22 protein-coding genes are annotated in these 24,903 nt (G+C 70.7%); 13 read left to right on the top strand and 9 right to left on the bottom strand.

What is annotated here, in order from left to right; translation table 11 throughout:
* Positions 1-2: 2 nt before the first annotated feature.
* From E1218_RS01790 to E1218_RS01750, 8 genes are all read right to left on the bottom strand, one after another.
* Positions 3-1,274: an MFS transporter gene (locus E1218_RS01790; protein ID WP_132315497.1), complete on the bottom strand. Its 1,272-nt coding sequence runs from the start codon at positions 1,272-1,274 to the stop codon at positions 3-5.
* Positions 1,271-2,527, bottom strand: coding sequence for an ATP-grasp domain-containing protein (locus E1218_RS01785; RefSeq protein WP_132315495.1), 1,257 nt, complete (start codon positions 2,525-2,527; stop codon positions 1,271-1,273). Before E1218_RS01785 ends, E1218_RS01790 begins: the two co-directional genes overlap by 4 nt.
* 1 nt (position 2,528) lies before the next feature.
* Complete coding sequence (locus tag E1218_RS01780) at positions 2,529-2,903, bottom strand: hypothetical protein (protein WP_132315493.1); 375 nt, start codon at positions 2,901-2,903, stop codon at positions 2,529-2,531.
* Positions 2,900-5,254 (bottom strand): FAD-dependent oxidoreductase, encoded by a 2,355-nt coding sequence (locus E1218_RS36495; protein ID WP_202865709.1) that lies wholly within the window; start codon positions 5,252-5,254, stop codon positions 2,900-2,902. Before E1218_RS36495 ends, E1218_RS01780 begins: the two co-directional genes overlap by 4 nt.
* A 4-nt stretch (positions 5,255-5,258) precedes the next feature.
* Complete coding sequence (locus E1218_RS01765; RefSeq protein ID WP_132315491.1) at positions 5,259-6,611, bottom strand: class I tRNA ligase family protein; 1,353 nt, start codon at positions 6,609-6,611, stop codon at positions 5,259-5,261.
* Positions 6,604-6,957, bottom strand: coding sequence for a cupin domain-containing protein (locus E1218_RS01760; protein WP_132315489.1), 354 nt, complete (start codon positions 6,955-6,957; stop codon positions 6,604-6,606). The genes E1218_RS01765 and E1218_RS01760 overlap by 8 nt, the downstream gene beginning before the upstream one ends.
* 281 nt (positions 6,958-7,238) lie before the next feature.
* Positions 7,239-7,649, bottom strand: coding sequence for a ferritin-like domain-containing protein (locus E1218_RS01755; protein WP_132315487.1), 411 nt, complete (start codon positions 7,647-7,649; stop codon positions 7,239-7,241).
* On the bottom strand, positions 7,646-8,194 hold the full coding sequence (locus E1218_RS01750; protein WP_132315485.1) for a cell division protein FtsK: 549 nt from the start codon (positions 8,192-8,194) through the stop codon (positions 7,646-7,648). The genes E1218_RS01755 and E1218_RS01750 overlap by 4 nt, the downstream gene beginning before the upstream one ends.
* 155 nt (positions 8,195-8,349) lie before the next feature.
* Between E1218_RS01750 and rimP the strand changes: the two genes are divergently transcribed.
* The 8 genes from rimP to E1218_RS01710 all read left to right on the top strand — a co-directional run bounded on the left by rimP (position 8,350) and on the right by E1218_RS01710 (position 17,007).
* Positions 8,350-8,883, top strand: coding sequence for a ribosome maturation factor RimP (gene rimP, locus E1218_RS01745; protein ID WP_132315483.1), 534 nt, complete (start codon positions 8,350-8,352; stop codon positions 8,881-8,883).
* A gap of 1 nt (position 8,884) precedes the next feature.
* Positions 8,885-9,877, top strand: a complete 993-nt coding sequence (gene nusA / locus E1218_RS01740) for a transcription termination factor NusA (RefSeq protein WP_132315481.1) — start codon at positions 8,885-8,887, stop codon at positions 9,875-9,877.
* A gap of 45 nt (positions 9,878-9,922) precedes the next feature.
* Entirely contained in the window at positions 9,923-10,225 is a 303-nt protein-coding gene (locus tag E1218_RS01735; RefSeq protein ID WP_132315479.1) for a YlxR family protein, read from the top strand.
* Between the two features lie 134 nt (positions 10,226-10,359).
* The gene (gene infB / locus E1218_RS01730; RefSeq protein ID WP_132315477.1) at positions 10,360-13,476 is read left to right on the top strand and encodes a translation initiation factor IF-2; all 3,117 of its coding nucleotides are present in this window, start codon (positions 10,360-10,362) and stop codon (positions 13,474-13,476) included.
* 100 nt (positions 13,477-13,576) lie between these two features.
* On the top strand, positions 13,577-14,014 hold the full coding sequence (rbfA, locus tag E1218_RS01725) for a 30S ribosome-binding factor RbfA (RefSeq protein ID WP_202865708.1): 438 nt from the start codon (positions 13,577-13,579) through the stop codon (positions 14,012-14,014).
* Entirely contained in the window at positions 13,995-14,897 is a 903-nt protein-coding gene (truB, locus tag E1218_RS01720; protein WP_132315473.1) for a tRNA pseudouridine(55) synthase TruB, read from the top strand. The genes rbfA and truB overlap by 20 nt, the downstream gene beginning before the upstream one ends.
* Before the next feature lie 313 nt (positions 14,898-15,210).
* On the top strand, positions 15,211-16,068 hold the full coding sequence (locus tag E1218_RS01715; RefSeq protein WP_132315471.1) for an LLM class flavin-dependent oxidoreductase: 858 nt from the start codon (positions 15,211-15,213) through the stop codon (positions 16,066-16,068).
* A 60-nt stretch (positions 16,069-16,128) separates the two neighbouring features.
* Positions 16,129-17,007, top strand: a complete 879-nt coding sequence (locus tag E1218_RS01710; RefSeq protein ID WP_132315469.1) for an NAD-dependent protein deacetylase — start codon at positions 16,129-16,131, stop codon at positions 17,005-17,007.
* Between the two features lie 66 nt (positions 17,008-17,073).
* On the opposite strand, the gene E1218_RS01705 is transcribed toward E1218_RS01710, so the two are convergent.
* Positions 17,074-18,111 carry an SGNH/GDSL hydrolase family protein gene (locus E1218_RS01705; RefSeq protein ID WP_132315467.1) on the bottom strand — a complete coding sequence of 346 codons (1,038 nt, stop codon included), beginning with the start codon at positions 18,109-18,111 and terminating at the stop codon, positions 17,074-17,076.
* A 120-nt stretch (positions 18,112-18,231) separates the two neighbouring features.
* Between E1218_RS01705 and E1218_RS01700 the strand changes: the two genes are divergently transcribed.
* The 5 genes from E1218_RS01700 to E1218_RS01680 all read left to right on the top strand — a co-directional run bounded on the left by E1218_RS01700 (position 18,232) and on the right by E1218_RS01680 (position 24,892).
* Positions 18,232-19,209, top strand: coding sequence for a bifunctional riboflavin kinase/FAD synthetase (locus E1218_RS01700; RefSeq protein ID WP_132315465.1), 978 nt, complete (start codon positions 18,232-18,234; stop codon positions 19,207-19,209).
* Between the two features lie 115 nt (positions 19,210-19,324).
* Positions 19,325-19,597 (top strand): 30S ribosomal protein S15, encoded by a 273-nt coding sequence (gene rpsO / locus E1218_RS01695; protein ID WP_131351575.1) that lies wholly within the window; start codon positions 19,325-19,327, stop codon positions 19,595-19,597.
* A 296-nt stretch (positions 19,598-19,893) separates the two neighbouring features.
* Complete coding sequence (locus E1218_RS01690; protein WP_132315463.1) at positions 19,894-22,125, top strand: polyribonucleotide nucleotidyltransferase; 2,232 nt, start codon at positions 19,894-19,896, stop codon at positions 22,123-22,125.
* Positions 22,122-23,435, top strand: coding sequence for a M16 family metallopeptidase (locus E1218_RS01685; protein ID WP_132315461.1), 1,314 nt, complete (start codon positions 22,122-22,124; stop codon positions 23,433-23,435). The genes E1218_RS01690 and E1218_RS01685 overlap by 4 nt, the downstream gene beginning before the upstream one ends.
* 77 nt (positions 23,436-23,512) lie before the next feature.
* Positions 23,513-24,892, top strand: a complete 1,380-nt coding sequence (locus E1218_RS01680; protein WP_132315459.1) for an FAD-binding oxidoreductase — start codon at positions 23,513-23,515, stop codon at positions 24,890-24,892.
* The last annotated feature ends 11 nt before the right edge of the window (positions 24,893-24,903 follow it).

Genomic DNA, 24,903 nt, shown 5'->3' with positions numbered 1-24,903 from the left:
TCCTACGAGCTCTCGCTCGGCAACGGCTCGGCGGCCGGGGTGATGTCGGGGGCGGTGGTCTCCTCGGTGGAGGCTGTGGGCGACATCCCGAAGTACGCGAGGACGACGCCGATCGCGCCGGCCAGCCCGCACCACACCCAGACCTGGGTGCCGGACGCGTTCCACACCCAGACACCGAGGAACGGACCGAGCGCGGAGCCGAGTCCGAACATCGCGTGCGCGGAACCGACGTACCGGCCGAGGAGCCGCTTCGGCGCGGCCATTCCCGGGTAGGCGAACATCGTCGGCCCGCCGATGATCTCGGCCAGCGTCCACAGCAGCGTGCCGATCACGAAGATCGCCACCCCGCCCGGCAGCGCGTAGAACGCGAGCCCGCCGCCGAGCAGCACGAACCCGGTCATCGCGACGAGCCGGGCCGGCCAGTTCTGCACCACCTTCGTCACCAGCAGCTCGCAGGTGATGACGATGAAGCCGTTGAGTGCGACCACCGCGCTGAACCACCAGGTCGACAACCCGTCGGCCTTCATGTGCAGCGGCAGCACGGCCAGGTACTGCATGTAGATCGCCGCGTTGATGAACATGCAGAGCAGGAACAGCACGTACTTGTAGTCCCGCAGGACCGCGACGTAGCCGCCGCCCGCCTGCTCGGGTTCGTCCGCGGTCGTGTCCTGCGCGGTGCGTGGGGCCCGCTTCGGCAGGGCGACGATCGCGACCAGGGCGTACGCCAGGGCCGCGATCGCCTCGCCGATGAACAGCAGGTTCCACGACACCGCGACCAAAGCTGCACCGATCAGCGGTGCCGCGGTCGTCCCGAGGTTCATCGCCAGCCGGTAGACCGCGAAAATCATCACCTGGCGGTTCTTCGGGGTCAGTTCGGTCAGCAACGCGGCCGAGGCCGGGCGGTAGAACTGCCCGACCGCCCCGGCCAGGGCGACCACGGTGACCACGGCCGCGTAGCTCGGCACGTAGGCGATCGCCAGCACGAATCCGGCCATGCCGAACATGCTGATCATCACCGCGGCCCGCGGGCCGACCTTGTCCGACAGCGATCCGCCGATGATCAGGCCGACCACCGATCCGGCGCCGTACACGCCGAGCGCCGTCCCGGCCTGGACCGGGGTGAAGCCCTTCGAGGTGGTCAGGAACAACACCAGGTAGACCTGCAGGAACCAGCCGAGCTTGTTCACGAAGACGCCGACCAGCAGCGCCTTCACCGGTACCGGGGCCTCCCGGATGGTCGCCCAGACACCGGTGCTCTCGTCGGTGGACGTCATCCGGCCGCCTCCTCGGGTTCCTTCGCCTTGACCTTGCCCGACCAGCGCAGCGCCTTCCCGGCGGCGTCCAGCCCGGCCCGGCACTCCTCGATCGTGGTCGCGACCGCGGTCGCGTAGGCGATCCGGCCCCACAGCGTCCCGTCCGGCGGCGGGCTGGTCGTCTGACCGGCCGCCATCAGCGGGACCAGCAGGTCGATCGAGCCCGGCAGGCCGTCCGCGTCGAAGGCGACCTCGTCCAGGACGGTGTCGTTCTCTTCCACGTAGAAGAACCGGACCCCACCGACCATCGTGCGGTCCGGGACGAGTTCCGGTGCCCGCCCGCAGGCCACCGCGGCCGCGGCCAGGCCCGGGTCGACCCCGGTCGCCTGCAGGCCGAGGTAGGGGATCAGGTCGCCGCCGATCCGCGCGTTGATCTCGATCACCTTCGGGCCGTCGGCCGTCATCATGATCTCGGTGTGGGTGACACCGTCGGTGAACGCGATCGCCTTGTGCGCGTCGACCAGCACCTGCATCAGCTGGTCGTCGACGAGCAGCGGGTCCGCCGCGTCGACGAAGTGGCCGACCTCCTCGGCGTACGGCGGGTAGCCGATCTCCTTGCGGGCCAGGCAGAACGGCGTCACCTGGCCCTGGAACACGGCTGCGTCGATGCTGATCTCGTAACCGTCGGCGAACTCCTCGACCAGCACCTTGACGTCGTAGTGCGGCGCCTCCGGCACGGTCGTGTCGTGCGCGAACGCCCAGTGCTCGCGGAGTTCGGCCGGCGAGTTCACCTTCACCACGCCGAGGCTCGCGGCCAGGGCCCGCGGCTTGAGGATCCGCGGGTAGCCGACGTCCACGGCGAGCGCGTCCTCGACGGTGTCCACGAGGACCGACACCGGTTGCGGGACGCCGTGCTCGGCGAGCGCCGTCCGGGTGAGGTGCTTGTCGCGGCAGCGGTTCACCATCGCGACGTCACCGCCCGGCAGGCCGAGCGCCGCGGCGACGTGGGCGGTCTGCAGGATCCGGGCCTCGTCCCAGCACAGCACGCCGTCGATCGCCTCCCGATCGTGCAACTCGTTCGCGGCCGCGACCAGGGTGTCGGCGTCGAGGGTGGACTCGAGCACGGTCCAGCCCTCGATGTAGTCCTTCTCCCAGGTCGGTTCGGCGTGCAGGAACATGTGGATCCGGTACCGCGGTGCGATCGACCGCAGGATGTACTCGCGGAACAGCCGCATGCCGGTGGCGACCACCAGCAGGTGAGGTCTGTCGGTCATCTCATGCCTCCCTGACGGGTGCGGGGATCTGCCGGATCCGGCTCGCCCCGGTGGTGCCGTCGCTGCGACGGAAGTGGTCGGTGATCAAGATGTTGCCCTGAGCATCGAACTCCGGGACGCTGTGGCACTCGCCGATGACCAGCTCACCGCCGGCGCCGAGCAGGCAGTACGCCGCGTCGAACGTCCCGTCCGTCCGCAGGTGCCCGACCAGCCGGCCGCTGCGCAGGCCGCCGCCGGCGTAGAACTCCGCCCAGACCACATCGTCCTCGCGGTGGTACTGCCCGTACGGGGCACCCGCCGCCGGGTCGTCGACCTCGAGCCGGAACCACACCCCGTCGACGTCGGGGACCAAGGGTTCCGGGACCGCCGCGGTCACCACTGCACCGCGCAGAGTTCGTCGGAGATCGGGTAGATCTCGCGGTCGAACATGGAGTTCAGCACGATCGCGGCCCGGACCGGCAGTTGTGTCAGGCCCGCGTTGGTCAGGCCGTGGCTGTACCGGCTGGCGTTGAACGTGTAGATCCGGTGACCGTTCATGCCCTTCCAGCGCACCGAGTAGTCCGGCTCGACCAGCAGTTGCCCGTCGTCGTCGAACTCGATTCGCTCCCGCAGCTCGTCGTCGAACGGTGCCTCGACGTGCTCCCGGCCGCCGGCGACGACGACCTGGCGGACGTCGTGCTCCTCCGGCGTGGTGGACGTCGTGCAGCAGAGCCGGATGTCGCCGTCCGGCAACGGTGTGGACGAGCGGACGTCGCGGCCGGGCAGCAGGGTGACCGGGAAGCGGCCGAGCGTCAGCAGGCCGTCGTAGTTCGACTGGTAGAGCGCCCGCAGGCCGCCCGGGGTGATGGCGTCGCCGCTGTAGCGGGAGTCGTCGATCATCTCCCGGCGTTTGCTGCGGTTCAGCCCCTGCAGGAACTCGATGTGCGACGGCCGGTAGAGCTCGTTGGCCATCGGCGAGTCGTCGATGCTGCGGAACCACTGGTTCCGGCCGAGCCAGCGGATGTCGGTGAAGCCCGACCCGAGCAGCCGCAGGATGCACTCGAGACCGGTCTGGCCGCCACCGACGACCGCGGTCGGCGCGTTGTGATCCAGCGCCGGCATCCGGGCGCCCAGTTCGTCGGCGATGAACGCCCGCTCCTCGGGCAGCCCGTGCAGGTACGCCGGGCGGACCGGGCGGGTACCGAGCCCGAGCACCAGGTGCTCCGAGACCGCGGCCGGCTCACCGTCGACGGTGACCTCGAACCCGTCGTCGGTGATCGAGATCGACTCCACCCGCGAGCTGAAGTTCACCACGCCGAGCCGCTCGGTGGCCCAGGCCAGGTAGCGCTCGTACTCGATCCGGGGGAGCGAGTCGAACTGGGAGTTGATCAGCGCGTACAGCCGCCCGGAGGTGACCAGGTAGTTCAGGAACGTCAGCTCGTGCCGGGGGTCGACCAGCGAGACCAGGTCCTTCATCCAGCCGGTCTGCATCCGGACGCCCGGGTAGAGCAGCGGAGTGTGCCAGCCGGCGCCCGGGCGGGCGTCGAACAGGGCCAGCTTCTCGGTGGTGACGTTCTTGTAGAGGGCGGCCAGCGACAGGTTGGAGGGCCCGGCCCCGATACCGATCGTGTGGTAGCGGGGCGTCGTTCGCTGCTTGCCTGGTTCCGTGATGGTCATGCGCTGTTTCTCCGTCCGCGAAGTGGTGGTGCGCGTCTCACCGCCGGTGAGCAGATCGCTCGCTGCGGCCCGGCTTGCGGCCAGCGCGGTTTTCACGCTGCCGCCGGACCCACCGGTGAAGGTGAAGAGCCGATGTGTGCTGCCGAGCACCGACCAGAGGGTCAGTACCGGCGGATCGGCGTAACAGTCGGCGTGGCTGACCAGGTGGTCGGGCGCCGACAGCTTGAGGTGGGGCAGTCGCTCGCCGGCGATCCGGACGGCCCGAGCGGCCAGATCCGGGATCGGGGTGCTGCTGCCCGGTGGAACGGACCAGTGGTGCGTGTCGACGCCGAGCAGCAACCGGCCGTCGGCCGTGGGCCGCCCGAACAGGTCGCTGGTCTCGTCCACGAACATGGTCGGGAGGGCGCCGTCCACGGCGTAGACGGCGATCTGGATCGACTTGGTCCGGTACGGCTCGGCCGGCAGTGCGCTGCCGCTGAGCAGCCCAGGTGTCCACGGGCCGGCCGCGACCACGACGGCGTCGTACCGGTGGCTCCCGCCCGGAAGGCGACAGCTGACCGAGCCGTCCGGGTGCGGGACGAGCCCATGGACCGGTCCGCCGAGCACCTGGCTCCTAGGGCCTGCCCCGAGCCGCCGGAGCACCGCCGTCCGTAGCTGGTCCGGCCGGATGAAGCCGGCCCGCTTCTCGCACACGCCGACCGTCCCGTCGGGCAGGCCGTGCCAGCCCCGGCGGTGCAGCTGGTCGCGGTCGAGGATCTCCGTCGAGCCCGGGTGCGCGTCCTCGACCTCGGCGACCGCCCGTTCGAGTCCTGCGTACGACGACAGGAGGTAGGTGCAGCCGGTCTCGGTGTAGCCGGCCGGCTCCTGGAGAGTCTCGAACAGCTCGGTCAGGCTCTCGATCGCCAGCCGGCGCTGCACCGGATGCGTCTCGAACCCCCGGACGCCGCCGCCGGACACCGCGGTCGCGTCAAGGCGGACCGGTCCGGTCACCAGGTCGACCTCGACGTGGTCGCTCAGCCGCCAGGCGAGCAGCGTGCCGGCGATGCCGGCCCCGATCACGCAGACTCGCATCGCTCTACCCGCCTTGCCCGGTCAGCGCGGCCCGCAGCGAGCCGGTGTCCTCGACGCCGCCGGCCAGCAGGGTCAGCAGGCTCCGGGCCGCCAGCGGCAGGTCGAACCCGTCCGGCCGGAGCGCGCTCTCACCCCGGGACCGCTCGATCGCCGCCAGCGCCGGGTCGAGCGGCTCGGTGACCTGATGGGTCCCGGCCAGCAGGGGCTCGACCCGCTCCGCGAACGCGCGAAAAGAATTGAAGGTGAAATTACTGCGGTACCGGTCCGGCCGGTCCCAGGCCAGAAACAAACGAACGATTGAGGGATCGGCGGTGCGCAGCAATTCGGTCGCGGAGATTCCGTGACTGCGGCTGGTCGAGAATTTCTCACCGTCGAATGTGTAGAACTCGTTGACCACGAGCCCGGCCAGGGGAAGGCGGGCGACACCGGCCGCCGACCAGACCGCGGGCCAGTAGATCGCGTACCAGAACGCGTTGTCGAGGCCGAGGAAGTGCCACAGGTGGTCCACCTGGTCGAGTGCGGCCAGGTAGCCGGTCACGTCGGCGGCACCGGGGTCGACGGCCCGGGCGACGCCGTACAGGTCGGAGAGTGCGATCTCGGTGTACGGGCCGATCCGCAGACCGGCCAGCGGGCCGTCGCCCTCGATACCCCAGTTGGTCGGGTAGGCCAGGGCGATCTCCGGCAGTCCGGCCGCCAGCGTGCGGTCGATCAGATCCCGGACGGCCGGCGGCAGGTCGGCCCGCAACCACGTCTCGACGAGCGCTTCGCGGTGGTCCTCCATCCGCAGCACGGGCACCGCCGCCGTGAACGGGCGGGGTTCGCCGCCGCAGCGGCCGCAGACCGGATCGACCATGGTGTCGACCTGGGTGAAGCTGCCGCACTGCTCGCAGGCACCGCCCGCCGCGGGAGCCTTGCATTCGCCGCAGAGGCCGCTGAGGTAGGACTCGTGCAGGGTCCGGCCGCAGTCGGCGCAGGCGTACAGGGTCACCTCGCGCAGCGGGGTCGCGCCGCTGGTCACGAGGTGGTTCATCAGCTCCCGGATGATCGGCGTGTGCACCTCGCCGAGCGGGTCGGTGAAGTAGTCGAAGCCAATCCTGGCCAGGTCGTAGGTGTCCTTGATGTCGTCCCGGAAGTCGGCCGTCATCACGCCGACCTCGATCCCTTCGTGCTCGGCGCGGGTGAGCACGTAGTTCTGGTGGACGTCCAGGCCGGTGGTGACCACGACGCGCTCCCCGCGGGCGCGCGCGGCCCGGGCGGCGATGTCGGCGGCCACGTACGGGCCGGACAGGTGACCGACGTGCAGCGGCCCGTTGATGGTCGGCTGCGGGAACGTGAGGACGGTGACCGGATCAGTCATGGTCGGCCGCCTCGGCCAGCGGCATCCAGTACGCGCTGAACACGGTCAGCGGTACGTCGGCCGAGCGGTTCTGGACGACATGCTGCTCGGTGCTGCTGAGCAGGAACGCGTCACCCTGCGGGACCTCGTACTCCCGGCCGCCGGCCAGGATGTGCGCGGTGCCGGCGACGACCACCGACAACTCGAGCTCGGGGTGCTGGTCGAGCGGGCTCTCCGAACCCGGCGGGACGGAGTACCACATCGCCTGGAACGGGAGGTCCCGCTCCAGCGCGTACTGCTCCCAGCGGACCACCCGGATGTCCTTCACGAACTGGTCGTCGCCGGTGCTCAGGTCGAAAGTGCGCATGCTTCGCCACCCTCCGTAGCCGGCTCAGGGCGCGGCTCAAGAAGTTGAATGACAGCGGAAATGGGACACGGAACAGACGCGCTGGAATCAGCTGTGGATGCGCACGACCAACGCCACCAACGTAGTCGTGAAAGCTTCGGCGACCCCCCAGTCTCCGTGGCCGAAAATATAGGTAAGGTCGCGCTGCGAGTAAAGAGGAATACGCAACGAATTTCCGGTCAATGCGTAACCAGACCGGAAGTTATTCGTTGTAGCGGCGTTTCGTGTCCGAATGACTACGCTCAGACATCACCAGGGAACGCCACCGGCGCACCGCCCCAGGCGAGCTGGGCGCTCGCGGTCGCCAGCAGGGTCTGGATCGCGAACGCCCGGACGGCCGGTTGCCCGGCCGCCTCGACCAGGTCGCCGTACACGGCAGTCAGCCGGCGTTCGATCAGCAGGACCAGGGCGGCGGCGGTCGCGGTGTTCGACACCGCCTGCGGCAGGTCGTACGCCGCTTCCGCGGCCACCGGGGTCTCGCCGGCCGCGATCACCAACCGGGTCAGCCGGTCGCGATTGCGGCGGTGCTGCTCGAAGGTGTCAGTCGCCGCGCGGAACCGGGCGCCGCTGAGCTTGCCGCCGGCCACGCCCACGCCGTACATGGCCGCGTGCTCGCCGGCGAGCGCCGCCTGGAGCGCCTCCACCTCGGTCACTGCTGGTCCGCCTTCTTCTTCGGGGTGAGCGTGATCGCCAGCTGGGTCTCGGCCGCGGCGATCATCGCGAGCAGCCGCGCGTGCTCGCCGGACACCTTGGCGGCGGCCGCGGCATGAGCGACCGCGGCGGCCTTCTCCCGTTTGGCCAGGTCGGTCAGCGCGGCGGCCGACGTACTCGGGACCGCCTGCGCCTTGCCGGTGACCGCTTGCACGCCGGGGACCGCCTTGAGACGTGTCAGGTGGCTCGCGTGGTACTTCGCCCCTGCGGCGAGCCGGGTACGCAGGGCGGGGAACTTGGTGCTGAGGGCGGTGTATTGCAGCGACAGCTGGGTCGACAGGGTGGCCGCTGCGGTGAGTGCCGCGACGATCGCCGGATCGGTGCTGGGTGTCTCCTCGGCAGGCTGAACGCCGTCGGGGCTCTTCGCTCCGCCCGCGGTGCCGGAGCCGCCCGAGTCGTCGGTGCAGGAGGCCAACGCCACCGCGCCGGGCACCATGGCGGCAGTGACGACGACACGGCGACGCGACAGGCGCGGGTGATTCGGCACGGCGGAACGATACCCCGGTGACGTGCCGGTGACCGGCCTGGGACGAGCCGGTGACGTAAGCATCGCCGTCGGCCCGATATGGTGGGCTACTGCCCTCGGTCGGATCGCCGGGCGGTGGAACGGGTGCACAATTGGAGAGAGAGGCAGGTCTACCTGTGAGCCGAAGGACTGACCACACGGACACCTCGAGCCTCGAGAACTTCCTGCGGCCGATCGTCGAGCAGTTCGGCTGCGACCTGGAGGCCGCCGACATCGCGCCGGCCGGCCGACGGCGGTTGCTGCGCGTGCTCGTCGACCGCGACGGCGGGATCAGCCTGGACGACGTCGCCGAGGTCACCCGGGCCATCTCCAAGGCGTTGGATCGAGAAGGCGCCGCGGACTCTTTCATCGGCGACGGCGCGTACACGCTGGAGGTCTCCAGCCCGGGCGTGGACCGCCCGCTCACCCTTCCCCGGCACTGGCGCCGCAACGTCAGCCGGCTGGTCGCGGTCACGCTGACCGCCGGCGGCGCGGTGACCGGCCGGATCAAGTCCGCCTCCGACGAGGCGGCCGAGCTGGACGTGGACGGCAAGGTCCGCACGGTCGCGTACGCCGACGTGGCCAAGGCCAAGGTCCAGATCGAATTCAACCGGGCTGCCGGCAAGGACGACCCCGAGACGCCGGCTGACGGCACGGTGGAGGAGAACTGACATGGACATCGACATGGCCGTCCTGCGGTCGCTGGAACGGGAGAAGGACATCTCCCTGGACGTCGTCGTCGAGGCGATCGAGCAGGCGCTGCTGGTGGCGTACCACCGCACCGAGGGCGCCCAGCAGCATGCCCGGGCCGAGCTGGACCGCAAGACCGGGCACGTCACCGTGTACGCGCGCGAGTTCGCCGAGGACGGCACGCTGGCCCGGGAGTACGACGACACGCCGCACGACTTCGGCCGGATCGCAGCCACCACGGCCAAGCAGATCATCCTGCAGCGGCTGCGCGACGCCGAGGACGAGGTCCGGTACGGCGAGTTCTCCGGCAAGGAGGGCGACATCGTGTCCGGTGTGATCCAGCAGGGCCGCGACCCGCGCTCGGTGATGGTCGACCTCGGCAAGATCGAGGCCGTGCTGCCGGCCCCGGAGCAGGTGCCGGGGGAGAAGTACGAGCACGGCTCGCGGCTGCGGGTCTACGTCGTCGGGGTCCGCAAGGGCTTCAAGGGCCCGCAGATCACCGTCAGCCGGACGCACCCGAACCTGGTGAAGAAGCTGTTCGCGCTCGAGGTGCCGGAGATCGCCGACGGCACGGTGGAGATCACCGCGATCGCGCGCGAGGCCGGTCACCGCACCAAGATCGCCGTCCGGACGCTGAATCCGTCGGTCAACGGCAAGGGCGCGTGCATCGGGCCGATGGGTCAGCGGGTGCGCAACATCATGCACGAGCTGCACGGCGAGAAGATCGACATCATCGACCACAGCGACGACCCGGCCACCTTCGTCGGGAATGCGCTGTCGCCGGCGCAGGTTACGTCGGTGGAGGTCGTGGACGCCGCGGCCCGCGCCGCGCGGGTCGTCGTACCCGACTACCAGTTGTCGCTGGCGATCGGCAAGGAGGGGCAGAACGCCCGCCTCGCCGCCCGGCTGACCGGCTGGCGGATCGACATCCGGCCGGATACCGATGTGACTCGTGAGGGCGAGAAGGTAGACTGATCTCTCGGTCCGTCGACTGAGTCGCAACCACACCCTGAGGATCACGTGACAGTGACTGCAGACGCGCGCCCTGGCAAGCCCCGGGAGCGTACCTGTATCGGGTGCCGGAAGCGGTCCTGTCCGGCAGACCTGCTGCGGATGACGGCGTCCGGAGGACTTGTCCTCCCGGATCCCGGGCATCGGGCGCCCGGCCGTGGTGCGCACCTGCACCCCACGGCCGAGTGCTTCGAGCTCGCTGTCCGACGCAAGGCGTTCCCGCGGGCCTTCAGGGTCCCGGGTCCGCTCGAACTGACCGGGCTGCGGGAGTACGTCGCGCAGCGTGATAGCAAAGATGTACACACGGTCTGACCGGACCGTGTGACCGACATGAAGGCGGGTCATCGACTCATGACCACTCGATGAGTGTTTACCGATGAGTGCAAAGCGATGAGCACGTACGTCAACTAACGGTCCGCGCCCAGGCTCGGACCAGAGGGAGAGTAGTGGCAAAGGTCCGGGTCTACGAGCTCGCGAAGGAGCTCGGAGTTACCAGCAAGGTCGTTCTGACCAGACTGAACGACATGGGCGAGTTCGTCCGATCGGCATCCTCGACGATCGAGGCACCGGTAGTCCGTAGGTTGGCGGAAGAGTTCGAGAAGAACCCGCCGAAGAAGCGCGCGGCCAAGAAGGCCGCCGCCAGCACGTCCGCCGCGCCGCAGGCGACCGCTCCGGTCGCGCCTGCCGAGCCGGCGAAGAAGGCCGCTCCGGCGGCCCCGGCCGAGCGTCCTGCGCCGGCCGCCGAGCGTCCTGCGCCGGCCGCCGAGTCGGCACCGGCTCCGGTGGCGGCCGAGCCGGCCGCGACCGAGCAGGCCGCGCCGGCTCCGGCCAAGGCCGCGCCGTCCCCGGTGAAGCCGGGTCCGCGTCCTGGTCCCAAGCCGGGTCCGCGGCAGGAGACCGCTCCGGCGGCTCCGGCCGAGGCGCCCGCGCCGTCGTTCGAGGCTCCGGCCGCCAAGGCGTCCCCCGAGGCGCCGAGGCGTACGCCGGCCCAGCCGGCCACGCCGCAGGAGCAGCGTCCGGCCGCCGAGTCCCCGGCCCGTCCGGCACCGCGTCCGGGTGGCCAGGGTTCCGGTCCGCGTCCGGGTGCCCCGGGTGCGACCCCGCGTCCGGGCAATGCGCCGCGTCCCGGCGCCCCGCGTCCCGGTGGTGCGCCGCGGCCGGGTGCTCCGGGCGGCCAGGCGGGTGGCGCCCGTCCGGGTGCTCCGCGTCCGGGCAACAACCCCTTCAGCTCGACCCAGGGCATGCAGCGCGGTGGCGCCCGCCCGGGTCCCGGCGGCCAGGGTGGCTCCGGTCAGGGTGCGAGCCCGGCCGGCATGCCGCCGCGTCCGCCGCAGGGTCGCGGCGGCGGCGGCAGCGACCGCCCGCGTCCGTCGGGTGTGCCCGGCGCGCCGCGCCCCAACCCGGCGATGATGCCGAAGTCGTCGGCCGGTACGTTCACCGGCCGCCCGTCCGGTCCCGGTGGTGGTAGTGGCGGCGGCGGTGGCCGCGGCCGTCCCAGCGGTGGTCCGGGTGGACCCGGTGCCGGTGCGCGCGCCGGTGGTGGCGGCGGTGGTTTCCGCCCGGGTGGCGGCGGCCCCAGCGGCCCGCCCGGTGGCGGCGGTGGCCGTCCAGGTCCGGGCAACCGCGGCCGCGGCGGCACCCAGGGTGCCTTCGGCCGTCCGGGTGGTCCGGCGAGACGTGGCCGCAAGTCGAAGCGGGCGAAGCGCCAGGAGTTCGACAACATGCAGGCGCCGGCGGTCGGCGGCGTCCGCGTCAAGCACGGTGACGGCGAGGTCGTCCGGCTGGCCCGCGGCGCGTCGCTGACGGACTTCGCCGAGAAGGTCGGCGTCGACCCGGCGTCGCTGGTGCAGGTGCTGTTCCACCTCGGCGAGATGGTGACCGCGACCCAGTCGGTCAACGAGGAGACGCTGCAGCTGCTCGGCACCGAGCTGAACTACGACGTCCAGATCGTGTCCCCGGAGGACGAGGACCGCGAGCTGCTGCAGTCGTTCGACATCGACTTCGGTTCTGACGAGGGCGACGAGAGCGACCTGGTCAAGCGGCCGCCGGTGGTGACCGTCATGGGTCACGTCGACCACGGTAAGACGAAGCTGCTGGACGCCGTCCGCGAGGCGAACGTGGTCGCCAAGGAGGCCGGTGGCATCACCCAGCACATCGGTGCGTACCAGGTGACCACCGAGGTCGACGGCGAGCAGCGGGCCATCACCTTCGTCGACACCCCGGGTCACGAGGCGTTCACCGCCATGCGTGCCCGTGGTGCGCAGGCCACCGACATCGTCATCCTGGTGGTCGCGGCCGACGACGGCGTGATGCCGCAGACGATCGAGGCGCTGAACCACGCCCGCGCGGCCGGTGTGCCGATCGTGGTCGCGGTGAACAAGATCGACGTCCCGAGCGCCGATCCGGCCAAGGTGCGCGGTCAGCTGACCGAGTACGGCCTGGTTCCCGAGGAGTACGGCGGCGACACCATGTTCGTCGACGTCTCGGCGAAGTCCCGGATCAACATCGACGGGCTGCTCGAGAGCGTCGTGCTGACCGCTGACGCGGCGCTGGACCTGCGGGCCAACCCGAACATGCACGCCGAGGGCATCGCGATCGAGGCCAACCTGGACAAGGGCCGTGGTCCGGTGGCGACCGTGCTGGTGCAGCGCGGCACGCTGCGGGTCGGCGACTCGATGGTGGCGGGTCCGGCGTACGGCCGGGTCCGGGCCATGCTCGACGAGCACGGCGACCCGGTCGAGGAGGCGACGCCGTCGCGTCCGGTCCTGGTGCTCGGCCTGACCGCCGTACCGGGTGCGGGTGACAAGTTCCTGGTGGTCGACGACGACCGCAGGGCCCGGCAGATCGCGGAGAAGCGGGAAGCCCGGGCCCGGGCGGCGGCGAACGCCAAGCGGCGCGCGCGCCGGACCCTCGAGGACTTCATGGCCTCGATGGAGAAGGGCGAGACCCAGGAGCTGCTGCTCATCCTCAAGGGCGACGTGTCCGGTTCTGTCGAGGCGCTGGAGGACGCGCTGGTCCGGATCGAGGTCGGCGACGAGGTCAACCTGCGCGTCATCGACCGCGGTGTCGGTGCGATCAACGAGAACGATGTCAACCTGGCCATCGCCTCGAACGCCGTCATCATCGGCTTCAACGTGCGGCCGGCGGGCAAGGCCGGTGACCTGGCCGAGCGCGAGGGCGTGGATGTCCGGTACTACTCGGTCATCTACTCGGCCATCGACGACATCGAGGCCGCCCTGAAGGGCATGCTCAAGCCGATCTACGAGGAGGCCACCCTGGGCCAGGCGGAGATCCGGGAGATCTTCCGCTCCTCGAAGGTGGGCAACATCGCCGGTTGCTGGGTGACCAGTGGCGTCATCCGCCGCAACGCCAAGGTCCGGTTGATCCGGGACGGCGCGGTGGTGGTCGACAACACCGAGCTGTCGTCGCTGAAGAGGTTCAAGGACGACGCGTCCGAGGTCCGTGAGGGCTTCGAGTGCGGTCTGACCATCAACGGCTACAACGACATCAAGATCGGCGACGTCGTGGAGTCGTTCGAGCTGCGCGAGAAGCCGCGCAACTGATCCGCCGACGGTGGCCCGGCGTCTGCCGGGCCACCGGGGTAACGTCCGGGGAGGCGGTGTTCTCTCCGGACGTTACGCATGAATGAGGGAGTGAGCCCTGATGGGTGAAGCAAGGGCGAAGCAGTTGGCCGACCGGATCCAGGTACTCGTGGCGGAGCTGCTCGAGCGCCGGGTGAAGGACCCGCGGCTGGGCTTCGTCACCGTGACGGACGCGCGGCTGACCGGCGACCTGCGCGAGGCCAGCATCTTCTACACCGTGTACGGCGACGAGCAGGCGCGGGCCTCGACCGCGGCCGCCCTGGAGTCGGCGCGCGGGCTGATCCGCAGCGAGGTCGGCAAGGCCCTCGGCCTGCGGCACACCCCGAGCGTGGCGTTCTTCCTGGACGCTGTCCCGGAGAGCGCGGGGCACATCGAGGAACTGCTGGCCAAGGCGCGCGAGGCCGACGCCGAAGTGGCCAAGGCGGCCGCCCAGGCCAAGCCGGCCGGCGAGCCCGACCCCTACAAGCACCGCGGGGACGATGACAGCGACGACGAGTGACGGTGCCCCGGTCGTTGCCGACGGCATTGTCGTCGTCGACAAGCCGGCCGGGCTGACCTCGCACACCGTGGTCGCCCGGATCCGCCGGCTGGCCGGGACCCGCAAGGTCGGTCACGCCGGCACGCTGGACCCGATGGCGACCGGCGTGCTGGTCGTCGGCCTCAACCGCGCGACCCGGCTGCTGGGCCACCTGCAGCTGGCCGACAAGTCGTACGACGCGACCGTCCTGCTCGGCGCGGCCACGACGACCGACGACGCGGAGGGCGAGATCCTGACCACCGCGCCGGTCGACGGCGTGACGGCCGAGGCGATCGAGGCCGCGGTGTCCCGGTTCCGCGGGGAGATCTCGCAGGTGCCGTCCAAGGTGTCCGCGATCAAGGTCGACGGCCGGCGCGCGTACGAACGCGTCCGGGCCGGCGAGGAGGTTGCGCTCAAGGCCCGGAGCGTCACGGTCTCCCGGTACGACGTGCTCGACGTCCGCCCGGGGCCGTCCGGGCTGGCGGTCGACATCTCGGTCGACTGCTCCAGCGGCACCTACATCCGGGCGCTCGCCCGCGACCTCGGCGCCGAGCTGGGCGTCGGCGGTCACCTCACTGCCCTCCGCCGTACGCGGGTGGGCTCCTTCGACCTCTCGGTCGCGCACACGCTCGAATCACTGGCGCAGTCGTTCGCGTGGCTGCCCATCGCCGAGGTTGCCGCCGGCACGTTCCCCCGGTACGACGCGGACGCCGAGCAGGCCGCCGCGATCCGCACCGGCCGGCCGTTGTCCGGGGTGAAGCTCCCGGCCGGCCAGACGGCGATGTTCGACCCCACCGGGACCTTCCTGGCGCTGTACGAGGCCCACGGCCCGGTGGCGAAACCCACCGCGGTGTTCGTCGGTTAGCGCTGGCCGACCCGGACGCGAGCCCGCCTGGCGGGCCCGGACAACGTCGGCGGCCGATCGGGGCAACGGGGCGACGCTCGTGGGGGAGAGTCGCAGGCCCTGCGTGTCGGCCTGGCTGTCCGGGAAGTGGGGTTTCTCCGCCAGGCGAACACCCACACCATACGGGGATACGGACCGGGCCGTACCGGAATGTGGGGAAAGTGCACCGCTGAGCGGACACGTGCGCACCGGCGAGTCGATCCGTCGTTGTCCTCCGACGAGGGGTTCGCCGCGGTCGGGTGATTGTCGGTGCCGGGCGCTAGCGTCCAGAGGCATGAGATACGGCTTCGTGATGGCGTACGGCGATGCCCGGGCGGCCGCCGAGCTGGCGGCGCTGGCCGAAGAGCACGGGTGGGACGGGTTCTTCGTCTGGGAGTCGGTGTGGGGAATCGACGCCTGGGCGATGCTGGCCGCGGCCGCGATGACGACCGAGCGGATCCGCCTCGGGACGATGCTGACCCCGCTGCCGCGGCGCACACCGTGGGACCTGGCCGGTCAGACGTCGACGGTGGACAACCTGAGCAACGGCCGGGTGACGTTGTCGGTCGGGCTCGGAGTCACCGGGGAGGACCGGTTCTGGTTGTTCGAGGACGATCCGGGACGCAAGGTCCGCGCCGAGTTGATGGACGACTCGCTGGAGATGCTGCAGCACCTGTGGCGCGACCAGCCGTTCGAGTACGCCGGGAAGCACTACCGGTCACGGAAGATCGCCGCCCTGATGCCGCCGGCGCCGCCGCCGCCCGTCCAGCAGCCGCGGATCCCGACCTGGGTGGTCGGCGCCTGGCCGCGGCCGAAGTCGATGCGCCGCGCCGCCCTGCAGGACGGCTGGCTGCCGGCCTACGTCGTGCCGCCCGGTGCGGAGCGAGGGGAGTGGACGCCGGAGCTCCTGTCGAAGGGGATCGAGTGGATCCGTCGTGAACGCGCCGAGCACGGCCTGACCACGGACGGGTACGACGTCGTCGTCGAAGGCACCACCGCCGCGCACGACCCCAAGGCCGCCGACACCGTGCGTCCCTGGGCCGAGGCGGGCGCGACCTGGTGGATCGACGCCGACTGGTCGTCGATGGACGCCACCGAGGTTCGCGCCGCCGCCGAGCGCCGCCTCAGAGCCGGTCCACCCAGAGTCAGCTGAGCAACCCGCTCTGACGTGCGTGCTCGGTGGCCGTTGCCGGTAGCTGGTTACCCTGAAAGGGTGCGTTCGCGTCCGACACTGCAATGGGAACCCGGCCCTGACGTGTCGGCGCTCGAGCCCGGTACGACGGACGTCACGCCGGTTGCGGACGTCGTGGCCGCGGGCGACGTCGCCGTACTGACCGGGGCAGGCATCTCCACCGAGTCCGGCATCCCGGACTACCGCGGCGAGACCGGCAGCCTGCGGACCCACAGCCCGATGACGTACGGCGACTTCGTGGCCGGCGAGTCCGGCCGGCGGCGCTACTGGGCGCGCAGCCACCTGGGCTGGCGCACGATCGCCCGCGCGCAGCCGAACGAGGGCCACCTGGCGGTCGCGGCCCTCCAGGCCCGCGGATACCTCAACGGCGTCATCACCCAGAACGTCGACGGCCTCCACCAGGCCGCCGGCGCCCGCGACGTGATCGAGTTGCACGGCAACCTCGACCGGGTCATCTGCCTGAACTGCCGGACGACGTCGGCCCGCGAGGTTCTCGACCACCGTCTCCGCGCGGCGAACCCGGAGTTCGAGGCCGAGGTGACCCGGATCAACCCGGACGGCGACGCGGAGCTCCCGGAGCAGGCGGTCCGTGGCTTCCGGCTGGTGGACTGCACGGTCTGCGGGGGCATCCTCAAACCCGACGTGGTGTTCTTCGGCGAGAACGTGCCGAAGCCGCGGGTCGAACGCTGCTACCGCCTGATCGACGACGCGTCCGCGATGCTCGTCCTCGGCTCGTCCCTGACGGTGATGTCCGGTTTCCGCTTCGTCCGGCACGCCGTCAAGGCCGGGAAGCCGGTGCTGATCATCAACCAGGGGGTCACCCGCGGCGATCCGTACGCCGCCCATCGCGTCGACCTCCCGCTGGGCCAGGCGCTGACCGATCTGACGCACCGGCTGTAAACACCGCCGGGCCGAGCCATGCGTGAGGTGGCTCGACCCGGGGTCCGCTCTACGGATTGGAAAGGGTCAGCGTTGCGCGCTGGTCCGTAGGCGGTTCGAGGAGGCCTCGAGGGCCTGTGGGGTGATGCCGGCCTTGTGGGCCGCCGCCTGCCGGGACAGCTCCCGGCCACGGGCGGACCAGGCGGCCTGCTCGGCCGCGGTCACCACGGCCGGCGCACCGGTCAGCGTCTTGTAGGTCAGCGAGGCGACGCCGGCCTGTCCTTCGTAGCGCGGATGGTAGTTCAGCGCCCGGAGCAGGTTGATGTCCTTGCCCTGGATCCACGCCTGCCCGTCCGGTGCGCAGGCGTCGTGCCCGGTCGACGGCCCGAACGTGTCCACGTACGTCGCCCCGGTCGCGGCGGCGGCGTTCGCGACGGCCGCGTTCAGCGCCTCCTCGACCGAGTACAGGTACGCGTAGTCGCCGTCCGCGAACGGCAGGATCGCCGGGCAGGTGCCGGACTCCGGCGCGATCTTCGGGTAGCCGATCAGCGCGATCGTGGCCTGCGGCGAGCGTTCCCTGATGCCCTGGACGACGGCCGTGATCCGGACCTGGGTCTGGGCGATCCGCAGCCGCAGCGTGTCCACGCCGTTGACGGTGAAGTGCTCCTTGCAGGGCGCCCCGGCCGGATCGCTCGCCCGCAGCCCCGGGCAGGTGCCGATGATGTCGCCGAACACGCCGAAGTCGTTGCCGCCGATCCCGAGCGTGACCAGATCGGTGTCCGGCCGCAGCGCGTCGAACTGCGGCGCGGCCGTGCCGAGCGGTGTGCCCTGCGGCTGGGTCATGTTCGTGGTGTCGGCGCCGCCGCAGCTGACGTCGGTGAATTGGTAGACCCGCAGCTTTGCCGCCAGCAGTTTCGGGTAGTTGCTGATCGAGCGCAGGCAACCCAGTGAGAGCAGGTCGGGCAACGGCACCAGCGGCGCCGAAGTGTAGGAGTCGCCGAGGGCCACGTAGTGCTTGTAGGGTGGCGGCTCCCAGGCGGCCGACGCGGGCGCTGTCGCGGTCAGCGCCGTACCGGGGAGCAGCAGGAACGCCAGTGCAGCCGCGGCGACTCGACGGAGCTTCATCAGTGACCTCCCCGGAAAACGACGGTGCCGACACACCCTAAGTTGAGTGACACGCCGATTACAAGGGGTGACCGCCGACCTGCCGCACCGGACCGGGCACGGGCATGGAATCCTGCTGCCATGCGTGTCTGGCACGGTTTGGACCAGGTGGAGCCGGGATTCGGCCCGTCCGTGGTCACCATCGGCAACTTCGACGGCGTGCACCGCGGACACCAGGAGGTGCTCGCGCGTGCCCGGGCGCGGGCAGCCGAGCTGGGTGGTCTGCCGGTGGTCGCGCTCACCTTCGACCCGCACCCGATGCGGGTGCTGCGGCCGGACCACGCGCCGCTGATGCTCAGCGACGCCGGTCACCGCGCCGAGCTGCTCGGCCGGCATGGCGCCGACGCCGTGCTGATCCTCCCGTTCACCAAGGGGGTGTCGGGCTGGTCGCCGGAGGAGTTCATCGACCGGGTGCTGACCGGCGCGCTGCACGCGAAGGCCGTCGTCGTCGGCGAGAACTTCCGGTTCGGCCACAGGGCGGCCGGACACGTCGACACCCTCGTCGAGGCCGGTACGCGGTACGGGTTCGAGGTCGAGGGCCTGAGTCTGGCGGGAGACCGGGAGCCGTGGTCGTCGACGTACGTCCGGCAACGGATCGCCGACGGTGACGTCGAGGGCGCCGCCGAGGCGCTCGGACGGCCGCTGCGGGTCACCGGCGTGGTCGTCGAGGGCGACAAGCGCGGCCGCGAGCTCGGCTACCCGACGGCCAACGTCCCCGCCGACCCGGCCGCGGCGGTCCCGCAGGACGGCGTGTACGCCGGCTGGCTGACCGTCCTGACCCCCGCGCCCGGCGCGCCGGCGTACCCGGACGCGATGCCCGCGGCGATCAGCGTCGGCAGCAACCCGACCTTCGACGGCGTGGACCGCCGGGTGGAGACGTACGTGCTGGACCGCGACGACCTGGAGCTGTACGGCGCCCGGATCGCGGTGGACTTCGTCGCCCGGCTGCGCGGCACCCAGATCCGGTTCGACACGATCGACGAGCTGCTGGTGCAGATGAAGGCCGACGTCGACGGGGCCCGCCGCGTTCTCCGAGACGGGCCCCTGACCGGCAATTAGGGTGACGCGTCCACGGACTGATACGCTGGCTGCTGCCGTCTGAACGGCCGCGGATCGAGAGTGCTCGGGTGACGAATGCCCCGGTGCGCCGCGCAACGGAATCGAGAGGAACTCCGTGTCATCTGTTGATGCCGCAACGAAGAAGAAGATCATCGGTGAGTACGCCCTGACCGAGGGTGACACCGGGTCCCCCGAGGTTCAGGTGGCGCTGCTCACGCACCGGATCGCCGATCTGACCGAGCACCTCAAGGAGCACAAGCACGACCACCACAGCCGTCGTGGTCTGCTGCTGCTCGTCGGTCAGCGCCGCCGGCTGCTGAACTACCTGGCGAAGAAGGACATCAACCGCTACCGGTCCCTGATCGAGCGGCTCGGCCTCCGCCGATGACGTCGCGAGGAGCGGCCCCCGACCCCGGGTGGCCGCTCCTGGCGTATCCGTGCCCAGGCACGACCGAGTACAACTGAATACGGACAACTGAAGACAGAAGCACGCAAGACGAACGAGGCGACGCGAAGCGCGTGGCGGGAGGACGACCGGTCCTCGGTAGTGGCTTTCGGGTACGGCTGCACAGCAGACCAGCACCCGCGGGCCTCGATCGAAGACCGGCACCCCGGAAGCTCGCGCCTCGCAGTCGTCACACTGCAAGAGAGGGGTATCCCGTGTCGGGATCCACAAGCGCGCCCATGGAGGGCGCACAGTTCGCTGAAGCCGTCATCGACAACGGCAGCTTCGGCACCCGTACCATCCGCTTCGAGACGGGCCGCCTGGCCCAGCAGGCCGCCGGTTCGGCCGCCGCGTACCTCGACGGCGACACGATGGTGCTGTCGGCCACCACGGCCAGCAAGAAGCCCAAGGACCAGTTCGACTTCTTCCCGCTGACGGTCGACGTCGAGGAGCGGATGTACGCCGCGGGCCGGATCCCCGGCTCGTTCTTCCGCCGGGAGGGCCGCCCGTCCGAGGAGGCCATCCTGACCTGCCGGCTGATCGACCGCCCGCTGCGGCCGTCGTTCGTGTCCGGCCTGCGCAACGAGATCCAGGTCGTCATCACCGTCCTGGCGCTCAACCCGGACGCGTTGTACGACGTGCTCGCGATCAACGCCGCGTCGATGTCGACCCAGCTGGCCGGCCTGCCGTTCTCCGGCCCGATCGGCGGCGTCCGCGTCGCCCTGATCGAGGGCCAGTGGGTGGCGTTCCCGACCCACACCGAGCTCGAGGACGCGGTCTTCGACATGGTGGTCGCGGGCCGGGTGACCGACACCGGTGACGTCGCCATCATGATGGTGGAGGCCGAGTCCACCCCGGGCACCTTCGACAAGGTCGCCGCCGGTGTGCAGGCGCCGACCGAGGAGATCGTCGCCGAGGGCCTGGAGGCCTCCAAGGCCTTCATCAAGACCCTGGTCGAGGCCCAGGCCGACCTGGCCGCGCGTGCGGCCAAGCCGACCGGCGAGTTCCCGGTCTTCCCGGATTACCAGGACGACGCGTTCGCCGCGGTCGAGGCCGCCGCCACCGAGGAGCTCAGCCAGGCGCTGACCATCGCCGGCAAGGCCGAGCGTGAGTCCGCCACCGAAGCGGTCAAGGTCGCCGTGGTGGACAAGCTGGCCGCCGACTTCGAGGGTCGCGAGAAGGAGCTGTCCGCCGCGTTCCGGTCTCTGACCAAGAAGCTGGTCCGGCAGCGCGTGCTCAAGGACAAGGTCCGCATCGACGGCCGCGGGCTGGCCGACATCCGGCCGCTCAAGGCGCAGGTGCGGGTACTGCCGCGGGTGCACGGCTCGGCGCTGTTCGAGCGCGGCGAGACCCAGATCATGGGTGTCACCACACTGAACATGCTCCGGATGGAGCAGCAGCTGGACACGCTCTCCCCGGAGACCCGCAAGCGCTACATGCACAACTACAACTTCCCGCCCTACTCGACCGGTGAGACCGGCCGGGTCGGGTCGCCGAAGCGCCGCGAGATCGGGCACGGCGCGCTGGCCGAGCGGGCCCTGGTGCCTGTGCTGCCGTCGCGCGAGGATTTCCCGTACGCACTGCGTCAGGTGTCCGAAGCGCTCGGCTCGAACGGTTCGACCTCGATGGGATCGGTCTGCGCCTCGACGCTGTCGCTGCTGTCCGCCGGTGTGCCGCTGAAGGCCCCGGTCGCCGGGATCGCGATGGGCCTGATCTCCGGCGAGGTCGACGGCGAGACGGAGTACGTCGCGCTGACCGACATCCTGGGCGCGGAGGACGCGTTCGGCGACATGGACTTCAAGGTCGCCGGTACGAAGGACTTCGTCACCGCCCTGCAGTTGGACACCAAGCTGGACGGCATCCCGGCCAGCGTGCTGGGCGCGGCGCTGACGCAGGCCAAGGACGCGCGGCTGACGATCCTGGACGTGATGGCCAAGGCCATCGACGCCCCGGGCGAGATGAGCGAGTTCGCGCCGCGGGTCATCTCGGTGAAGGTCCCGGTCGACAAGATCGGCGAGGTCATCGGCCCGAAGGGCAAGATGATCAACCAGATCACCGAGGACACCGGCGCCGACATCTCGATCGAGGACGACGGCACCGTCTACATCGGCGCGACCGACGGCCCGTCGGCCGAGGCCGCCCGGGCCGCGATCAACGCGATCGCGAACCCGACCATGCCGGAGAAGGGCGAGCGCTACCTGGGCACGGTCGTGAAGACGACCAACTTCGGTGCGTTCATCAGCCTGCTGCCGGGCAAGGACGGCCTGCTGCACATCAGCAAGCTGCGCGGCCTGGCCGGCGGCAAGCGGGTCGAGGCGGTGGAGGACGTGCTCTCGGTCGGCCAGAAGCTTCAGGTCGAGATCGCCGAGATCGACGACCGCGGCAAGCTGTCCCTCGTCCCGGTCCTCGAGGAGGACGAGAAGAAGGACGGCGACCAGGGCGCGGAGAAGGCGGCCGAGTCCGCCGAGTGACCCGAGCGATCACCAGCACACTGCTGAGCCCGGAGGCGGGCGGTCCGGTGAAACGGACCGTCCTGCCCTCCGGGCTTCGTGTGCTCTCCCAGTCCGTGCCCGGCTTCCGCTCGGTCACGTTCGGAGTCTGGGTCGGCGTCGGCTCGCGGGACGAACCGGAGCACCTGGCCGGCGCCACGCACTTCCTCGAGCACCTGCTGTTCAAGGGCACCGAGCGCCGGGACGCGCTCGAGATCTCCGCCGCGATCGACGCGGTCGGCGGCGAGATGAACGCGTTCACCGGCAAGGAGTACACCTGCTACTACGCGCGGGTGCTCGACTCCGACCTGCCGCTCGCGGTCGACGTCATCTGCGACATGATCACCTCCGCCACGCTGACGAGTGCGGATGTGGAGAGTGAACGCGACGTCATCGACGAGGAGATCGCGATGCACGCCGACGAGACGTCGGACCACATCCACGACCTCTTCGCCGAGCAGCTGTGGGGCTCGTCCCCGCTCGGCCGCTCGATCACAGGTACGCCGGAATCGGTCGCCGGTCTGTCCCGCCGGCAGGTCACCGGCTGGTACCGCCGCCGCTACAAGCCGGCCAACATCGTCGTCTCGGTCGCCGGGAACGTCGACCACACCGATGTCGTCCGCCTGGTCCGCAAGGCGTTCGAGCGCCACTGGGTGACCGCCGAGGCCGAGCCGGCCCCGGTACGCCGTGGCGCCGCCAAGCCGGTGCCGACGTACGGCGGGGTGCGGGTGCACCACCGGGACGTCGAGCAGGCGCACCTGGTGCTCGGGATGCCGGGCCTCGTGCGCAACGACGAGCGCCGGTACGTCGCGGGCGTACTGCATGGGATCGTCGGCGGCGGCATGTCGTCCCGGCTGTTCCAGGAGGTCCGGGAGAAGCGCGGGCTGGCCTACTCGGTCTTCACCTTCGGGTCGGCGTACTCCGACGCCGGCATGGTCGGCGTGTACGCGGGCTGTCTGCCGAAGAAGGCCGGCGAGGTGCTGGACGTGGTCCGGTCCGAGCTCGAGTCGATCGCCGGCGGCAGCATCACGCCGGACGAACTGCTCCGCGGCAAGGGGCAGATGCGTGGCTCGGTGGTGATGGGCCTGGAGGACACCGGCGCCAAGATGACCCGGATCGCCAAGTCCGAACTCGTCTACGGCGAGCTGCCCACGGTGGACGAGATCCTGCACCGGATCGACGCCGTCACCCTCGACGACGTGGCCGCCCTGGCCGCCGACCTGTACGCCGGCACCCCGGCACTGACCGTGATGGGACCCTTCGACGAGGACACCACCGCTTTCACCCTCTGAGCCTTCACAGCCCCCGCGCGGCAGGAGCAGACTGGCTGGTGTCAGGTGGCCTGGGGGAGGGCTGCGGGGAGTGGGTCATGAGCACGATTACTCCGGAGATTGAGGCACTCGAGGACTTCCGGGGGGAGCTGGTCCGGCCAGGCGACCCGGCCTACGACGACCTCCGGAAAGTCTGGAACGGGTCGGTCGACCGCCGGCCGGGACTGATCGCGCGCTGCACCGGAGTCGCCGACATCCGGTCCGCGCTGGCGTTCGCCCGCCGTACCGGTGGGCCGGTCGCGGTCCGCGGCGGCGGGCACAGCTTCCCAGGACACTCGACCTGCGACGGCGGCATCCTGCTCGACCTGGCGCCGCTGAAGGGCATCCGGGTCGACCCGGTCCGGCGGACCGCCCGCGCGCAGGCGGGCGTGCTGCTCGGGGAGCTCGACCGCGAGACCCAGGCGTTCGGGCTCGCCACGCCGGCCGGCATCGTCACCCACACCGGCCTGGCCGGGCTGACCCTGGGCGGCGGGATCGGCTGGCTGATGCGGAAGTACGGGCTGAGCATCGACAACCTCCTCTCGGTCGACCTGGTGACCGCCGAGGGTGAGCTGGTGACTGCCGGCGAGGACGTGAACGCCGACCTGTTCTGGGGGATCCGGGGCGGCGGCGGGAACTTCGGGATCGTCACCGAGTTCGAGTTCCGGCTGCACCCGGTCGGGCCGATCGTGTACGCCGGCCCGATCATGTGGCCGATGGAGCAGTCGCCGGACCTGCTGCGGTTCTACCGCGACTTCGTCACCGACGTCCCGGACGAGCTGACCACCGCGGTGATCCACCGGTGGATCCCGTCGCTGCCGACGATCCCGGCCGAGTTCCACGGCCGCCGGGTGGTCGTCGTCCTGGCCTGTTACGCCGGGCCGATCGAGGACGGCGAGCGCGTGCTGGCACCGCTCAAGGCGTTCGCGCCGCCGCTGCTGGACCTGTGCGCGCCGAAGCCCTTCGTCGACCTGCAGGCGATGTTCGACCTGAGCTTCCCGCACGGCCGGTGGTACTACATGCGCTCGTGCGACGTCGCGGAACTGACCGACGACGTGATCGACATCGCCTCCGAGCGTGGTCTGGCGATCGACGGACCGCTGACGTCGTACCCGATCTTCCATCTCGGCGGCGCGATCGCCCGGGTGCCCGAGGACGCGACGGCGTTCGGCGGCCGCTCGCACGGCCACACCTTCAACTTCGTCGGCTGCACCGTCGGCCGGGACGGCTTCGAGCACCAGCGCGACTGGGTCCGCGACTCGTGGCGCGCGATGGAACCCCACCAGGTCGGCGCCTACGTCAACTTCCTCAGCGACGAGGGCCCCGACCGCATCCGGTCCGCCTACGGCGCCACGACGTACGACCGCCTGCAGACCCTCAAACGCAAGTACGACCCCGGCAACCTCTTCCACCTGAACCAGAACATCTCCCCGGTGTAGTCTCGTCGGAG

The sequence above is a fragment of the Kribbella turkmenica genome, from assembly GCF_004348725.1.
Taxonomy (GTDB): Bacteria; Actinomycetota; Actinomycetes; order Propionibacteriales; family Kribbellaceae; genus Kribbella; species Kribbella turkmenica.
This window is presented reverse-complemented; position numbering and strand designations above follow the sequence as displayed.

Bases quoted from the DNA above. Each gene is read 5' to 3' on its own strand.
- E1218_RS01785 (WP_132315495.1), bottom strand. From the start codon at position 2,527: ATGACCGACAGACCTCACCTGCTGGTGGTCGCCACCGGCATGCGGCTG.
- E1218_RS01760 (WP_132315489.1), bottom strand. From the start codon at position 6,957: ATGCGCACTTTCGACCTGAGCACCGGCGACGACCAGTTCGTGAAGGAC.
- E1218_RS01690 (WP_132315463.1), top strand. From the start codon at position 19,894: ATGGAGGGCGCACAGTTCGCTGAAGCCGTCATCGACAACGGCAGCTTC.
- E1218_RS01790 (WP_132315497.1), bottom strand. From the start codon at position 1,274: ATGACGTCCACCGACGAGAGCACCGGTGTCTGGGCGACCATCCGGGAG.
- rbfA (WP_202865708.1), top strand. From the start codon at position 13,577: ATGGGTGAAGCAAGGGCGAAGCAGTTGGCCGACCGGATCCAGGTACTC.
- E1218_RS01680 (WP_132315459.1), top strand. From the start codon at position 23,513: ATGAGCACGATTACTCCGGAGATTGAGGCACTCGAGGACTTCCGGGGG.
- nusA (WP_132315481.1), top strand. From the start codon at position 8,885: ATGGACATCGACATGGCCGTCCTGCGGTCGCTGGAACGGGAGAAGGAC.
- E1218_RS01700 (WP_132315465.1), top strand. From the start codon at position 18,232: ATGCGTGTCTGGCACGGTTTGGACCAGGTGGAGCCGGGATTCGGCCCG.
- E1218_RS01765 (WP_132315491.1), bottom strand. From the start codon at position 6,611: ATGACTGATCCGGTCACCGTCCTCACGTTCCCGCAGCCGACCATCAAC.
- E1218_RS36495 (WP_202865709.1), bottom strand. From the start codon at position 5,254: ATGCGAGTCTGCGTGATCGGGGCCGGCATCGCCGGCACGCTGCTCGCC.
- truB (WP_132315473.1), top strand. From the start codon at position 13,995: ATGACAGCGACGACGAGTGACGGTGCCCCGGTCGTTGCCGACGGCATT.
- E1218_RS01705 (WP_132315467.1), bottom strand. From the start codon at position 18,111: ATGAAGCTCCGTCGAGTCGCCGCGGCTGCACTGGCGTTCCTGCTGCTC.
- E1218_RS01715 (WP_132315471.1), top strand. From the start codon at position 15,211: ATGAGATACGGCTTCGTGATGGCGTACGGCGATGCCCGGGCGGCCGCC.